Source organism: Pseudomonas sp. S2_E01, assembly GCF_054668365.1.
On sequence record NZ_CP162762.1, the window covers coordinates 4,862,379 to 4,877,486 of the forward strand.

Genomic DNA, 15,108 nt, shown 5'->3' on the forward strand with positions numbered 1-15,108 from the left:
AAAGCAATACGCTCTATATTGAGCAGCCTCAGCGGACGGATAACCGGGACCACCCGGAGACAACGCCTGATGAGCGAGCTTTTTTACAACGCCGTGCCGAATGCGACCCGCGTCGCCCCGCCCCTGCCCGAGCCTCGACAGTACCCCGGCGAAAAACCGTCCCGGGTCTATCTGTTCGGAACCTGTGTGGTGGATTTGTTCTACCCGGAAGCCGGGATGGACGCGATCCACCTGCTGGAGCGCGAAGGCATTCGTGTCGAGTACCCGCAAGGGCAAAGCTGCTGCGGACAGCCGGCCTACACCTCGGGTTACACCGAGCAGGCGCGGACCGTGGCGCGCGCGCAACTGGCATTGTTTGCCGGGGATTATCCGGTGGTGGTGCCGTCGGGGTCCTGCGCGGGCATGATCCGCGAGCACTACGCCGACTTGTTCAAGGACGAGCCGCAGACGTTGCAACAAGTCCAGGCCCTGGCGGCCCGGACATATGAGTTGGCCGAGTTCCTGCTGTTTGTCTGCAAGGTGCAGCTCAAGGACAGCGGCGCCCCGGTCAAAGTGGCCCTGCACACATCGTGCTCGGCCCGTCGCGAGATGAGCACCCACCTGCACGGTCGCGAGCTGTTGGCGCAACTGGGTAACGTGGAACGGGTGGAGCACAGCCGTGAAAGCGAATGCTGTGGCTTCGGTGGGACTTTCAGCGTCCGTATGCCAGATATTTCCGGGGCAATGGTGGCTGACAAGACTCGCTCGTTGAAGGAGTCCGGCGCGCATCAGGTAATCAGTGCCGATTGCGGTTGCCTGATGAACATCAACGGCTCATTGGAAAAACAGCAGGAAGCGTTGCGCGGTCAGCATCTGGCCAGCTTCCTGTGGCAACGCACCGGAGGCGCTCAATGAACGCTTCCACGATTATTCCTACGGTCGCCGTAGAAGAAGATTTCCACACCCGTGCGCACAAGGCATTGGGTGACCAGCAATTGCGAAACAACTTTCGCAAGGCGATGGATTCACTGATGACCAAACGGGCAACCGCCTTCGGCGATGCCCGCGAAAGAGAACATTTGCGAGCGCTGGGCAATGCCGTCCGCGCCCGTGCGTTATCCAAGCTGCCCGACCTGCTCGAGCAGCTTGAACAAAACCTGACCCGCAACGGTGTGACAGTGCACTGGGCGGAAACGGTGGACGAAGCCAATGACATCGTCCTGTCGATCATCCGCGCTCACGAGGGGCGGCAAGTGATCAAGGGCAAATCGATGGTCAGCGAAGAGATGGAAATGAACCATGTCCTCGAAGCTCAAGGCATTGAATGCCTGGAGTCGGACATGGGGGAATACATCGTCCAGCTCGACCACGAGAAGCCTTCACACATCATTATGCCGGCGATCCACAAGAATGCCGGTCAGGTCGCGTCCTTGTTCCACGACAAACTTGGCGTGGAATACACTAAGGACGTTGACCAACTCATTCAGATCGGTCGCAAGGTCTTGCGGCAGAAATTCTTCGAAGCGGACATCGGCGTCTCGGGTGTCAACTTCGCCGTCGCCGAAACCGGCACCCTGCTGCTGGTGGAAAACGAAGGCAACGGGCGCATGACCACCACCGTACCGCCGGTGCACATCGCTGTCACCGGCATCGAGAAAGTCGTGGAAAACCTGCGCGACGTGGTGCCGCTGCTGTCGCTGCTGACCCGCTCTGCCCTGGGCATCCCGATCACCACCTACGTCAACATGATCTCCGGCCCGCGCAAGGAGCATGAACTCGACGGCCCGCAGGAAGTGCACCTGGTGCTGCTGGACAACGGTCGCAGCCAGGCGTTTGCCGACAGCGAATTGCGCCAGAGCCTGAACTGCATCCGCTGCGGCGCCTGCATGAACCATTGCCCGGTGTATACCCGAATCGGCGGCCACGCCTATGGGGAGGTGTACCCCGGCCCTATCGGAAAAATCATCACGCCGCACATGGTCGGTTTGGCGAAGGTGCCTAACCACCCGAGCGCCTCGTCGCTGTGCGGCGCCTGCGGTGAAGTGTGCCCGGTAAAAATTCCGATTCCTGCGCTGCTGCGTCGCCTGCGCGAAGAAAACGTCAAGGCACCGGACAGCCCGAATCAGGTCATGCGCGGCCAAGGCAGCAAATATTCACGCAAGGAACGTTTCATCTGGAACGCCTGGGCCAAACTCAACAGCTCGCCGACGTTGTATCGTCTGTTCAGCTTCTTCGCCACGCGCCTGCGAGCGCTCGCGCCGAGCAACGTGGGCCCCTGGACGCAAAACCACAGCGCGCCAAAACCCGCTGCCCGCTCACTGCATGACATGGCCCGTGAACACCTGGGCAAACAGGGAGACCGCTGATGAGCGCCAAGCAAAATATCCTCGGCAAATTGCGCACAAGCCTGACAGGCACGACACCGGTGCCTGACAATTTCGATGTCGAGCTGGTGACAGCGCCCTACACCTACACCGCCGAACAGCGCATCCCGCAACTGCGCAAACTGATGGAAGCGGTGCACACCGAAATCCACCTGACAACCCGTGCCGGTTGGCCCGCCCTGCTCGGGCAATTATTGACCGATCGCCAATTACCGAGCCTGCTGATCGCGCCGAGCACCGTCCACGGCCAACAGATCACTCAACACTGGGCAAACAATCCGGAGTTACCAACGCTCAAAGCCTACGACCGCCCGGTTGAAGAGTGGAAAGCCGAGTTGTTCAACGACACTCCGGCCAGCCTGACCGGCACCCTCGGCGCCATTGCCGCTACCGGCAGCCTGATCCTTTGGCCGACGCGGGAAGAACCGCGCCTGATGAGCCTCGCGCCAACGGTGCATTTTGCCTTGCTCAAGGCCAGTGAAATCCGCGACAACTTCTATCAGGTGCAGCAGGAATTCAACTGGGCACTCGGCATGCCGACCAATGCGCTGCTGGTGTCCGGCCCGTCGAAGACCGCCGACATCGAACAAGTGCTGGCGTACGGTGCGCATGGTCCGAAGGACCTGGTGGTGTTGATTCTGGAGGACCAATGAGCCTACCGGCCGCTTTCCTGCGAGATGCGCAGCAACTGATCCCCCAAGAGCGACGTTTCGACGACCCGCTGTCGACCTTGGCCTTCGGCACTGACGCCAGTTTCTATCGGCTGATTCCCAAGCTGGTGATCCGCGTCGAGTCCGAGGACGAAGTGGTCGCCCTGCTCAAGCTGGCACAGCGCGATCAAGTCCCGGTGACCTTCCGCGCCGCCGGCACCAGCCTGTCTGGCCAGGCCATCAGTGGCTCGGTGCTGATCGTGCTGGGGGACAACTGGAACGGTCGCGAGATCCGCGGCCAGGGTACGCAGATCCGCCTGCAACCGGGCGTGATCGGCGCGCAGGCCAATGCCTGGCTGGCGCCGTTCGGGCGCAAGATCGGCCCGGACCCGGCCTCGATCAACGCCTGCAAAATCGGCGGCATCGTCGCCAACAACGCCAGCGGCATGTGCTGCGGCACCGCACAGAACACCTACCACACCCTGGCGGGCATTCGCCTGGTGCTGGCCGACGGCAGCCGTCTCGACACCGAAGATGCAGCGAGCATCGCCGCCTTCCGCCAGAGCCACGGCGCGCTGCTCGAGCGCCTGGCTGAGCTGGGTCGCGAGACACGCACCAATGCCGAACTGGCTGCGAAAATTCGCCACAAATATCGTCTGAAAAATACCACCGGCCTGTCACTCAACGCCCTGGTGGATTTCGACGAGCCTGTGGATATCTTGAGCCACCTGCTGGTGGGCTCCGAAGGCACGCTGGGTTTCATCAGCGCTGTTACCTACGACACCGTGGTCGACCACCCGAACAAGGCCTCGGCGCTGATCGTGTTCCCCGATGTCGAAACCTGCTGCAACGCCGTCAGCGTGCTGAAGAGCCAACCGGTATCCGCCGTGGAACTGCTCGACCGCCGCAGCCTCCGTTCGGTGCAGAACAAACCCGGCATGCCGGATTTCGTACAGCACCTGTCGGACAACGCCTGCGCCCTGCTGATCGAATCCCGCGCCGCGTCTTCCACGTTGCTGCACGAACAATTGGCGCAAATCATGGCGTCGCTGGCGGCCTTCTCGGTGGAGAAGCAAGTCGACTTCACCGAGAACCCGCTGGAAAACGCCCGCCTCTGGGCCATCCGCAAAGACACCTTCCCCGCCGTCGGCGCCGTGCGCAAAACCGGCACCACGGTGATCATCGAAGACGTGACCTTCCCGGTGGAACAACTGGCGATTGGCGTGAACCGCCTGATCGAGTTGTTCGACAAACATCATTACGACGAAGCCATCCTGTTCGGACACGCCCTGGAAGGTAATCTGCACTTCGTTTTCACCCAAGGCTTCAACAACCCGGAAGAAGTCGCACGCTACCAGGCGTTCATGGATGACGTCGCGCAACTGGTCGCGGTGGAATTCGGCGGCTCGCTGAAAGCCGAGCACGGCACCGGCCGCAACATGGCGCCCTTCGTCGAATTGGAATGGGGCAGCGATGCCTACCAGTTGATGTGGCAGCTCAAGCGCCTGCTCGACCCCAACGGCATCCTCAACCCGGACGTGGTGCTCAGCGAAGACCCGCAGATCCACCTCAAACACCTCAAACCGCTGCCGGCCGCCGACGAGATCGTCGACAAGTGCATCGAGTGCGGCTTCTGCGAACCGGTCTGCCCCTCCAAGGGCCTGACCCTGAGCCCACGCCAGCGCATCGTCATCTGGCGCGACATCCAGGCGAAAAAACGTGCAGGCGTCGACACCCGCGAACTGGAAGCCGCCTACGAATACCACGGCCTGGAAACCTGCGCCGCTACCGGCCTGTGCGCCCAGCGCTGCCCGGTAGGCATCAACACCGGCGACTTGGTGAAAAAGCTGCGCGGCCGCAAAGCCACCCATACGAAAACCGCCAACTGGCTTGAAGGCAATTTCGCCACCGCCCTGCAAGGCGCACGCTTCACCCTGCACGTGGCCAACGGCGCCCGCATGCTGCTGGGCGCGCCGCGCCTGGCCAAACTGTCGGCGACCCTGACCAAGGTGTCCAAGGGCCAAGTCCCACTGTGGACCAACGCCATGCCGCAGCCGGAAAAAGCCATTCGTTTCAGCCCGAGCGTGACAGACGCCCGCCCCCGTGTGGTGTACCTGGCGGCTTGCGTCTCGCGGGTCATGGGCCCGGCGGCGGGTGATACCGAGCAATCCTCGCTGTACGAAAAAACCCGCGGCCTGCTGGAAAAAGCCGGTTATCAGGTCGTCCTCCCCGACAACCTCGACAGCCTCTGCTGCGGCCAGCCATTCGCCTCCAAAGGCTACGCCGAACAGGCCGAACACAAACGCCAGGAAATGCTCGCCGCATTGATGCACGCCAGCCGTGGCGGCCTCGACCCGATCTACTGCGACACCAGCCCCTGCACCTTGCGGCTGGTGCAAGACCTGGGCGATGTTCGACTGGACCTGTACGACCCGGTGCGCTTCATCCGCACGCACTTGATGGACCGCCTGGAATTCATGCCCCAGGAAGCGCCAATTGCGGTGCACGTCACCTGCAGCACCCAGCACCTGGGCGAAAGCCAGGCGCTGATCGACCTGGCCCGCAAGTGCAGCAAAAACGTCGTGATCCCCGAAGGCATTCATTGCTGTGGTTTCGCCGGCGACAAGGGTTTCACCACGCCCGAGCTGAATGCCCACTCACTGCGCAGCCTCAAGGACGCGGTGCAGACCTGCAGCGAAGGCATCTCCACCAGCCGCACCTGCGAAATCGGCCTGACCCAACACGGCGGTATCGACTACCACGGGCTGGTCTATCTCGTGGACCGTGTCACCCGGGCGAGGACCCTCTGAAGAAAAATAGAACCCTGACGCCACGCCGTAGTCCACTGAGTAAGCCCGGCCATCGCCGGGCCTTACCCAAACCCGGCACCGTCCTGACGGCCAGCGAAGGCATGGCCCCTCAGTTCAAGGAGAGACACATGAAACGTTCTGTACTGTTAGGTCTGTTCGTTACAGCTTCCATGATGGCGTCTACCTCGTTTGCGGCGAACAACACCGACGATCTTTGCGAGGTCAACCTGCAAACCATCGCCAACGCCAAGGCCCAGATCCAGACCCCGGAACAACAGGCCCGGGTCGATGCCAGCGTCCAGCAAGCCAAGGCCCACCAGGCCATGGGCACCAAGGAAGGCACAGAGAAATGCATCGCGGAAACCACCCAGACCATTCAGGAAATCAGAAACTCGAACAAGGACGGTAAAAACTGACAACCGCTCAAGGCCAACCTTCGGGTTGGCCTTCTGGCCCGCGTTGTCGTACACTGCACAGGCCTGTTGCTCACATGATTCACGCAGCAACGGGTTCGGGGCCGTTTAGGATTCGACGCCGGTTGCGAAACTTTAGGTGCATGCCGAGTTGGTAACAGAACTCGTAAATCCACTGTTGCAACTTCTTATAGTTGCCAATGACGAAACCTACGGGGAATACGCTCTCGCTGCGTAAGCAGCCTTAGCTCTTCCCTTCTGGTACCTTCGGGTCCAGCAATCATCAGGGGATGTCTGTAAACCCAAAGTGATTGTCATATAGAACAGAATCGCCGTGCAGTACGTTGTGGACGAAGCGGCTAAAACTTACACAACTCGCCCAAAGCACCCTGCCCGTCGGGTCGCTGAGGGTTAACTTAATAGACACGGCTACGCATGTAGTACCGACAGCGGAGTACTGGCGGACGGGGGTTCAAATCCCCCCGGCTCCACCAATTGAAAAAGACGCCTTTGGGCGTCTTTTTTTGTGTCTGGAGTTCAGTAAATTCAAGCACTCAGCGCCAGTGCCTTCCGCAGAAGAATTTCGAGTGCCGCTCCTTTGGTATTCCAAATGGTATTTCAGGCTCTCTGGTGCCAATTTTTGGAATACCAAACGGAGTCAGAGGTAGCTCTCATGCCTGCTCGAGTCCACCGTTTATCCGACCGTCAGCTCGACACGATCAAGGCAAAGGATAAGGATAAGGATCAGGATAAGGATCACGTCTCAGCGATGGCGAGGACCTTCAACGACCGCGCGTCGCTCTCTAAAATCTCCGCACCGATGGTCATCGAACTGCTTCGCCCAGTGGAGGCCAAGGAGTGCCTTGAAACGGTGAAAGGACTGAGACGACACCTCGACGAAATCATGACATACGGTCTGTTGAAAATATTTTGTGGTTTTCGAGCTGATGCGATAGCAGCCTTTGTTGGAAAAGGGCAGCTTAATACACTCAAGTTGACCCGCGCACGTGTCCACCTGCATGCCCCGAAGCTGGCCGATGGCAGAGAAAGCGGCGACAATTCCCGAAAGTTCCAACAGCAAATACCTGCAGTAATTACCCTGACACAGCCCCCAGCCCCCCACCTGTTGCAGTCGTAGCAGTAGCAGTAACAAAAGTAACTTCAGCACATAGGCTTAACCTGTTGTGAGAGACCTTTGCTCACCTCTCGCTGCTTCCCTGTCTGTTAAGTGAATTCGTTTACATAAAAATAGCGCAATGCCATCATCCCCTTTTCCCTACAGCTGCCTGCAAGGATGTTGAGTGAGCACCCAGTTCAAATTCCTGACACTTCCCCAGCGCTCGGGAACCGTTGCAAACGTATTCATCCACGGGTACTCGGCCGGCCACGATATGGAAGATCGCTCTTCCCTGCGCAAGTACATTCCATCGTCATTACACAACTGCATCAACATCTTCGCCTTCTGGCCATCGGGCCATTGGAGCCAGTTCGACGAACTATCCACTAAAGGTATTCTGGCGGCCGGCCGATTCAGCCTCCTTGCCGGTGCTGGTGCCGCAGTCGCCGATCGCGCTTTTCATTTCAACGTCAGCCGCAAACGCGCCACCGCCATGGGCAAAACACTGCTCAAGCAACTCGAAGCATACATTCTCAAGCATCACCCCTACGTGGAAACTGTGAACTTGGTCGGGCACTCGCTCGGTGGACGCGTGGTGATCAGTGCTCTGCGCGAGCTGCTAAGCAAACAGGCTCCTGACGGTCTCGAAGTTGGTGACGTACTGTTGATGGCTGCTGCCTCTGAACTCTCGGGGGAAGAAGCCTCTGCAATCGGAAAACGCATCAAGGGCAGCCTGTGCAACGCCTTTTCGAGCGCCGACAATATTTTGCTGCTAAACCTTGGCGAAACCAGTGCAGGTCGCAACCCTGTTGATAACTGTAAGAACGTCGAGATGCCCGGATTTGGCCATACGGACTATTGGCCGCGTTTGGAGAGGGTACTGCGAGCTTCACGTTTTCATGGTTATCAAGGCGGCCTACCAGCGTCAACTCAGGCACAGGCAATCGTAAAGAGTCCCGATCCGGTTGTGTCCGACCATCTGCTGTACGACCTGCTCGAGCTGACCAGCGACCGAATCCGTAGCCAGGTGGTTAAGCACCTGCGTACCAGTAGTTGGACGAGCTTTAAAACTGACAATTCGTTGTATTTGCTGACCCAGGAGCTGCAATTACTCGGAGGGCACTGCTTGGTCAATCTGGTCAGGGGTCGCGGGCTCAAGTACGTGCAGATCTTGCTTATGCTCGCAGAGCATTATGACTTGGTGAATGAGTTGCACGATTGTGCGCAAGTAATCGAATTGGAGGCACTGCTGATCAGCCAGTTCTTCCAGTCTTCTTTTGGTGAGGGCCACGCGTTCGCTTCAAACAAGGAAGTTCTCCACCAAGTTGGCGCCACGCCCGAGAAAGGCTACTTCGAACAGGTGGATGCGTTGGCAGCCAGCCTGACGATAACGTCATACTTCTCCACGCCTGAAGCGCCTGCGCCGGTGTATCGGGAGACAGGCTCGGTGATCTCCAAGGCGAACAAAGAATTGGTATTGGCATCTGCATCGATACTGCCATCGCTCAGCGCACTGTTACCAACTGTGCGCATGAGGACGGCGGTCACCAATTTGAAAAGTGCGGTCAAACCAGGCTACTCGGCATTGATTCCGGCCATTGCCATACTCTTCTACGCACGCGTGAAGCTAAATAACGAAGGACTGCTTTAACGCCCACCCTAGTAGGCCTGGCCAACAACGCTGGCCAGGCTCAGGCGATCAAACCACCCGATATTCCCCTTCAATCACCGCCTGCGAACTAAACGCCTGGCTCAAGTGGGTCTCCAGCTCCGCCAGTTGCGTTTGCCGGTTATGCAGGTTGTTCAGGCTTTCCTCTTGCTCGACCAGGATCTTCTCAAACGCTTTGATCTGCGGCGCGAAAATCTCCATCACCTTGTCGTGATCTTTGAGCAGCTTCATTGGCTCGGCAAAATGGCTCTTGACTACTTCAGCGAGGTCATTCTGTAGCTGTTTGAGCTCCGCCTCCGCACGCTGCTGCTGAGCGACGCTGATGACGTCGGTCAGCACCTGAATACCAGCGCCGATCGGCCCGGCCCAACGGCTTATATTGGCGGCCAGTTTGGTGGCTTCCCAAGGCTTGAATTTATAAACGTAGCCGGTGAGGTTTTTCAGGGTCTCTCGGGCCAGGAACACGCCGTTCTTGATGCTTTCGACGGGAATCTTCGACACCGCACTCAACGCCCTGCTCGAGGCGGACAAAGCCGAGGCAGTGATGCTGTCGGCAAAGTCTGACGAGGTGTCCAACTGATGCTCGATGCTGGCGCTGATGCCATTCATGATGGTGGAGGACTGATTGAACGCCGTGCTGAACAGATGGTCGATTCGAAACCGCAATTTCTCGCCGATGTCGTTCTTCGTGAAACCGATCTCCGCCTCAAGAAAGGCGTGAACCTGATCACGAGGCAATGTGCGAATACTGTTAAGCAGGTCTTTTTCCAGATTACTAAGCTCCTGGTAAAGGTTGCCGACGGTGGCAAGTACTTTGCGCTTGCCCTCCGAAATGTCTTCCTGGATGCGCGCCGAGTCGCGACGCTGGTTAGCAGCCAGTAGCTCGAACTTGATCAGCTCATCCTTCGCCATGGCGATCTTCTTGCCCAGAACGTCACGAACGACGTCGATACCAGTCTTCTTGATAAGGGTTTCACGACCGCTGCCGTCCAGCACCCGTTGGGTGACTTGCTTCAACTCGCTGATGCGCGAACGCTGGTCATACAGGTCCTTTTGCTCAAGCCAGAACTCCAGCCCGCGGCTGTTTGGGTTGGAAGCAACGCAGACCACGTTGATCGCTTCGCGCTCGGCCGGCGACAGGTCAACAAAACGCTGAAGTTTATCCAGCAGGTTGTTCTTCTTGATGCTGCTCTGTTGCTGAAATTCTTCGGCGTCACGCAGGTCTGCCACTTCATCCATCTTGTTGATAACGAAGATGGTCGAGCTGAGCTTATTGAGATCGCGCAATACCCAGCGAACGATGTCCTGATGGCTTTCTTTGAGCGGGTTGGTGGCGTCGACCACGTAGAAAATCAGGTGTGCTTCGGATATGTAGTTCTTGGTGATATCGCCGTACTGGACCAGGGCGCCATTTTCAGCGGCTTTTTCCTTATCACCGAAAAGACCGGGGGTATCGACGATTTCGCAGCGGTCCTGAAGGTTATCAGGACGGTAGATCGCCAGAGCGTCCGACGACTCGTTGGTGTCAATTTTCATGTCCTTCATGACCTGGCCCAGCCATCCGGCAACCACGCTGGTCTTGCCGTCAGAGAACGCACCCAGAAGGGCAATGCGCAAGGCATCGGCCTGGACATCACCAATAGCCTTTTTGATCTTATCGATGTCCTGGGTCACATCCAGCCCCAGTTTTTCAAGCGCACCAACAAGGTTCTGAAGGTTGTCGAGCGACTTGATAACCTCGGTCTTACTGGCGTTGAACTGCTTAAATTGTTCCATAGGGTTTCGCTTCCACTTCGTTTTTCAGCGCCTGGATAGAGGCAATTTTTTCATCGAACAAGGCACCGACGTCGGCCATCTTGCGACGTTCGTCATCCAACTGATTCAGGGTCGAGCCCTCAATCTGCGCCTTGATTTTCGCCAGCATGGCCTGGGTGTCCTGATCGAATGCCTTCTCGCTGGCAACGCGCTCTTTCTTGATGGCCTCGGTGACATTAGCTTGCGCCTCGGCGATCTTCTTACTGCGCCCGCCAAATAAGTAGCTTAGGCCTGCGGCAATTACTCCAACGATACCGCCAATAACCGCGCCGACGATGTTACCCACCACGGGGAAGAACGAGCCGAGCGCGAAACCACTCATGGCATAACCACCAACACTCAGTAGCAAGCTGCTGACATCGGAAAAATTGAAGCTGATTGCATCCATAGCACTGGAAAGCGAGAGTGAATCGCTGGCCGCGGCACTCAAGCGCTGTTGAAAGCTGACCCGCTCGGCGTTTTCCTGCAGGCGCTTGAGCGCCCGTTCAATACTTTGCGATAGTTGCTCAAGCAGTTGCTCCTGGCTCTTTGTCAGGTTTTCGGCAAGCTGCTGCTGGCCAGCAATGACGTGCTCCTGGATCACCCGCTCCACATCATCTTTATCACTGAACTTCTCTTCGACAGCTGCCCGTGCTGCACTTGTCAGTTCATTGAAAAAGATACCGAGGGCGTTGCTGCGCTGTTTGGTGAAACTGCTTTTCAGCTCTTCAAAGCTGAGCCGAATAGCTTTCTGGCATTCCAGAATCTCTGCACCGATCTTGTCGGTAAACGCTTGGTGTTCGTCTCGTTGCTTCTTCAGATCATTGATGGTGTCTTGCAGTAGGCGCAGCACTTTGCGCTTGTTGCTTTCGACGATATCAACTTCGAAGTTGGCGCAGCCATCACCAATGACCTGGTGCAACTGGTCCAGCTGGCTGAAGCTGCGCATGGCTTGTTGGCTGCCAAAGTCCTGCTTATAGGCACGTTGCGATTTCAGCAGGTCAGCCCGGCCGGAGTGGATACTGGTCAGGCCTCGCTCGTCGAACGCTACGCCGGTAAAGCCCAGCAACCCTTGCAGGCTTTGGCAACCACTAACCAGTTCAGCACCGAGAATATCTTCCAGCACTCCCCGGGTCTGTTCGCGAATGGCGTTCGCGTCTTTATGGGTTCGATCAAGCGACTCGCGATCCCTATCGAACTCATAGGAGTCCGCCTTGCCGCGCAAATTGCAGATGGCGTAAACCTTGGCATCACGGTTGAGGTAATGCTTGATCTTCTGAGCGGTCTCGGCTTCCGGTTTCTTATTGGTGCCGTTGACATAAAACACCAGGTGGGCCTTGGCAATAGCGGCCTGGACCATCGATTCATACTTGGATTCGTTACCCTCGATACCGGGCACGTCTATCAGGTGGAAGTTCTTGCCTTGGTGGCTGAACTCATAGATCACATTGTCCTGGGTGAAATCCGCCTGACCAGTGCCGACGATTTCGCCGTCGACCTGTCCTGCACAGCGCTGCAGGCGCTCCAGTTCTTTCTGTTGTTTCAGCAGGGTTGGCAGCCTGTCGCTGACCAACTCGCTCAAGGAATGTTGTTCGCGCATGGGTGGGTCCGGATTCGACTAAAGAGAGATAAGTGCTGAGCGAAAAAGCCTTGGCATCACAGCAACTGGGCATAGCCCAGCGCTCCCGCGATGACACCAATCGCCGCCCCCACTACCAACCCGAGCACCAATTTCACCTTCGCGCGCTGCTCCAGCGAAATGCGCGTTGCCTCGCCCTCATGTTGGCATTCAATCAATTTCGATTGGCAAGCCTGCATCTGAGCGCCCTGCTCTGTCAGCTGTTGCTGGCTACGTTGGAAGTCGCTGCGTACACCTTGCAGCTGCAGTCCGACTTGCTGCAGCTCACCCTGCACCTGGCCGAGAGTCATCTGGCTTTCCCCCAGACGCGCTTCGGTTCCCTTTAGCGCCTGGCGAGTACTTTCGAGGTCTATCAGGGTATGGCTCAGCCGCTCCTTGCCGTAGTTATACTCCTGCTGAGTATGTTCGAGCCGCTGGCGAGTGCTTTGCAGGTCGCGCTGGGTCTGGTTGACCAAGGCGCCGATATCGTCTCCCAGCGCTGCAATTTCCTCGCAGAAGCTGACATAACGAGTGCTGAGTTCGTCGATTAGCGCGTCGCTATTTTCCGAGAACACCGCCTGGATATCGCTGACGGTGGCCTGGTTTCTTTCGATAAGTGCCTGACGCTTCTTTTCTTCGAACAGAATTCGCAGACTTTCGATGATCGTGCTTTTCCCTGCGTTGGTTTCGCCGAAGAAAGCAATGGTGAAGTTGTCCCATTCGGCATGCTTCTCGAGATAAGAAATCTCGGAGTCAAACCGAGACTTCATTTCGCCGAGCTTACCCTTGACGTTGGCGAGGTGCGCATTTCCTTTGTCATTGCTCACATCCAGCCTGGAGACATCATCCAGTGCCGTGGCAATATCACTCGCCACCCGAGCGTACAGCTTGGAGAAATCCTGTTGCTTACTCATATCGTTCCTTATTAGCCCCAACTGCACTGAACATCCAGTGGCTAAATTGCATTTAGCCACTATTGCTGTCAAGTTCATCGACGGTACCAACTTCATCCGCGATTCAGAATCGCCGGCGCGCCATAAACTCTGCTATCGCGCCCTCAATCCATCCTGCAGCCCGCATCCTCGGTGCCTTGGCCCCACACTTCGGGCACCGGTCAAACCACTCCCCCGGCCTCAATGCATCACTGCGCGGCGCCACTGTTTTCGTCCAACCGCATTCTTCACACTCATACGTAAAGGGCCTGGGTTTCATTGGCATTTCTGCTTTCCTATGTACTTGTCTGGATTCAGTACCATCCGCTATCTCAACTACCGGGATACGCCTGCTCGATCTGCTGATCAAACTCTCCGCCATAGCCACAGTATTCCCGCGGAATACGCTCCATATCCTCGGCAACTTGCACGATGACTTCACGTAACTCCAATGTCTCCAACCACCGAGCGGGAATAGCCGCAGCACCATACTGAGCACCCAACAAATGCCCGGTGATGAGCCCGGTACTGTCGCTATCGCCACTGTGATTAACTGCCATGATCACGCCTTCTTCTAACGAAGGCGCTGCCAGGGCGCACCACAGTCCGATAGCCAGCGCTTCTTCGGCGACCCACCCACCACCGAGCTCGCCTATTCGCTGAGGCGTCGGCTGGTAGCCCTCGTAAAAGAAGAAAAGTACGCGCTCAATGACTCTGCGTGTTTCCTCCATACCCGGCGTTTGTCCGTACTTGGCCAGGCTCTGAGTCACCGCATGCTCCAGACTGTCTTGCTGATCGACCATGCGCTGGAGAATATCGGCGAACAATCCGGCCGCCAGATAACCCGTAGGATGCCCGTGAGTCAGGCGCCCAGACTGGGCCGCGTAGTCAAAGGCGTTGGCAAAAAAAGCGCAGGGTGCAACGCGCATCAAGGCGCCACAGCCTTTGCTGTTGTTCTCGGCAACTGCGCCGAGCCTCGGACTGGCCTTGAGTGCACTCAGGCAAGTCATGCCAGGGGCGCGCCGAGACCAGAGCTGCGATTGCTGTATCAACCAGCCGTCCACGTCGATCGGCATTGCCGCAGGGTAGTCCTGGGTTATCAGCCAGCGCAGCAACGCATGATGAATGATGCTCGGGACATGGCACGCCCCTCGAGAGCTGCCGCACACATAGGCTCGCAGCAAGCCTTCGGCGGTGAAAAGCATCATTTGCGTATCATCGGTGATGGCGCCTGTGAGACCAAAAGCAGGCGCAAAATCAACGATACCCTGTGGACCGAACCTGGCCTCAATTGCAGACCACTCGAGAAACTCCACCGGGGCGCCCAGCGCATCACCGACAGCGCCGCCGAGCAGGCAACCCTTGATCCGTTCAAGTCTGTTCATGTCCTTTCCTCATCCCTCAGCCGGGATCAATTCCTGCAAAATCACCAGCTTTCTCTGCAACTGCTGAACGTGTTCTTTCTCGGCCCGCAACGCCGAACGCAGTTCGCGGTTTTCCATTTCCGAGATCCGCGCTGTGCGTGCATTTTTTTGGCAGCCCAGCGCCATATGCCAGAGTTCACGCAATCTCAGGCACTGATGCAGTAACACCATCAGGATTGCCACCATCATCACAAACGCCCCTGTCGAAACCATTTCCGACATACTCATGTCCACTTCCTTCCGTGACTTCAATTCATCTCGAATGCCAGACACAAGATATGTAGTGCAACGCGACAGGTCTAGAATGTAGACTTATAC

The 15,108-nt window shown here is 57.4% G+C and carries 11 protein-coding genes, 1 other RNA gene and 1 pseudogene; 8 read left to right on the forward strand and 5 right to left on the reverse strand.

All coding sequences use genetic code 11. The annotated features are described in order from the left end of the window. Positions 1 to 69 precede the first annotated feature (69 nt). The 8 genes and pseudogenes from AB4O36_RS22630 to AB4O36_RS22665 all read left to right on the forward strand — a co-directional run bounded on the left by AB4O36_RS22630 (position 70) and on the right by AB4O36_RS22665 (position 9,004). The gene (locus AB4O36_RS22630; protein WP_460140314.1) at positions 70 to 894 is read left to right on the forward strand and encodes a (Fe-S)-binding protein; all 825 of its coding nucleotides are present in this window, start codon (positions 70 to 72) and stop codon (positions 892 to 894) included. Further along, the gene (locus tag AB4O36_RS22635) at positions 891 to 2,345 is read left to right on the forward strand and encodes a LutB/LldF family L-lactate oxidation iron-sulfur protein (RefSeq protein ID WP_460140315.1); all 1,455 of its coding nucleotides are present in this window, start codon (positions 891 to 893) and stop codon (positions 2,343 to 2,345) included. The genes AB4O36_RS22630 and AB4O36_RS22635 overlap by 4 nt, the downstream gene beginning before the upstream one ends. Beyond that, a complete protein-coding gene (locus AB4O36_RS22640) occupies positions 2,345 to 3,016 on the forward strand; it encodes a LutC/YkgG family protein (RefSeq protein ID WP_460118286.1) in 672 nt (223 codons plus the stop codon). The genes AB4O36_RS22635 and AB4O36_RS22640 overlap by 1 nt, the downstream gene beginning before the upstream one ends. Continuing rightward, complete coding sequence (locus AB4O36_RS22645) at positions 3,013 to 5,823, forward strand: FAD-binding and (Fe-S)-binding domain-containing protein (protein ID WP_460140316.1); 2,811 nt, start codon at positions 3,013 to 3,015, stop codon at positions 5,821 to 5,823. Before AB4O36_RS22640 ends, AB4O36_RS22645 begins: the two co-directional genes overlap by 4 nt. A 128-nt stretch (positions 5,824 to 5,951) precedes the next feature. After that, complete coding sequence (locus tag AB4O36_RS22650; RefSeq protein ID WP_460118289.1) at positions 5,952 to 6,239, forward strand: hypothetical protein; 288 nt, start codon at positions 5,952 to 5,954, stop codon at positions 6,237 to 6,239. 97 nt (positions 6,240 to 6,336) lie between these two features. After that, positions 6,337 to 6,730: a transfer-messenger RNA gene (ssrA, locus tag AB4O36_RS22655) on the forward strand. Positions 6,731 to 7,035: 305 nt separating this feature from the next. Continuing rightward, positions 7,036 to 7,155: pseudogene (locus AB4O36_RS22660) on the forward strand (integrase); the annotation flags it as partial. Positions 7,156 to 7,537: 382 nt separating this feature from the next. Then, positions 7,538 to 9,004, forward strand: coding sequence for a DUF726 domain-containing protein (locus AB4O36_RS22665; protein WP_460118290.1), 1,467 nt, complete (start codon positions 7,538 to 7,540; stop codon positions 9,002 to 9,004). Between the two features lie 48 nt (positions 9,005 to 9,052). Here AB4O36_RS22665 and AB4O36_RS22670 read toward each other — a convergent pair whose 3' ends face one another. The 5 genes from AB4O36_RS22670 to AB4O36_RS22690 form a co-directional block, all read right to left on the reverse strand. Continuing rightward, the gene (locus AB4O36_RS22670) at positions 9,053 to 10,798 is read right to left on the reverse strand and encodes a LeoA/HP0731 family dynamin-like GTPase (RefSeq protein WP_460140317.1); all 1,746 of its coding nucleotides are present in this window, start codon (positions 10,796 to 10,798) and stop codon (positions 9,053 to 9,055) included. Beyond that, positions 10,785 to 12,416 carry a GTPase gene (locus tag AB4O36_RS22675; RefSeq protein WP_460140318.1) on the reverse strand — a complete coding sequence of 544 codons (1,632 nt, stop codon included), beginning with the start codon at positions 12,414 to 12,416 and terminating at the stop codon, positions 10,785 to 10,787. The genes AB4O36_RS22670 and AB4O36_RS22675 overlap by 14 nt, the downstream gene beginning before the upstream one ends. Positions 12,417 to 12,472: 56 nt before the next feature. Next, positions 12,473 to 13,348, reverse strand: a complete 876-nt coding sequence (locus AB4O36_RS22680; protein ID WP_460140319.1) for a hypothetical protein — start codon at positions 13,346 to 13,348, stop codon at positions 12,473 to 12,475. A gap of 350 nt (positions 13,349 to 13,698) precedes the next feature. Beyond that, entirely contained in the window at positions 13,699 to 14,751 is a 1,053-nt protein-coding gene (locus AB4O36_RS22685) for an ADP-ribosylglycohydrolase family protein (RefSeq protein ID WP_460140320.1), read from the reverse strand. Positions 14,752 to 14,760: 9 nt separating this feature from the next. Then, positions 14,761 to 15,018: a hypothetical protein gene (locus AB4O36_RS22690; RefSeq protein ID WP_460140321.1), complete on the reverse strand. Its 258-nt coding sequence runs from the start codon at positions 15,016 to 15,018 to the stop codon at positions 14,761 to 14,763. Positions 15,019 to 15,108: the final 90 nt, after the last annotated feature.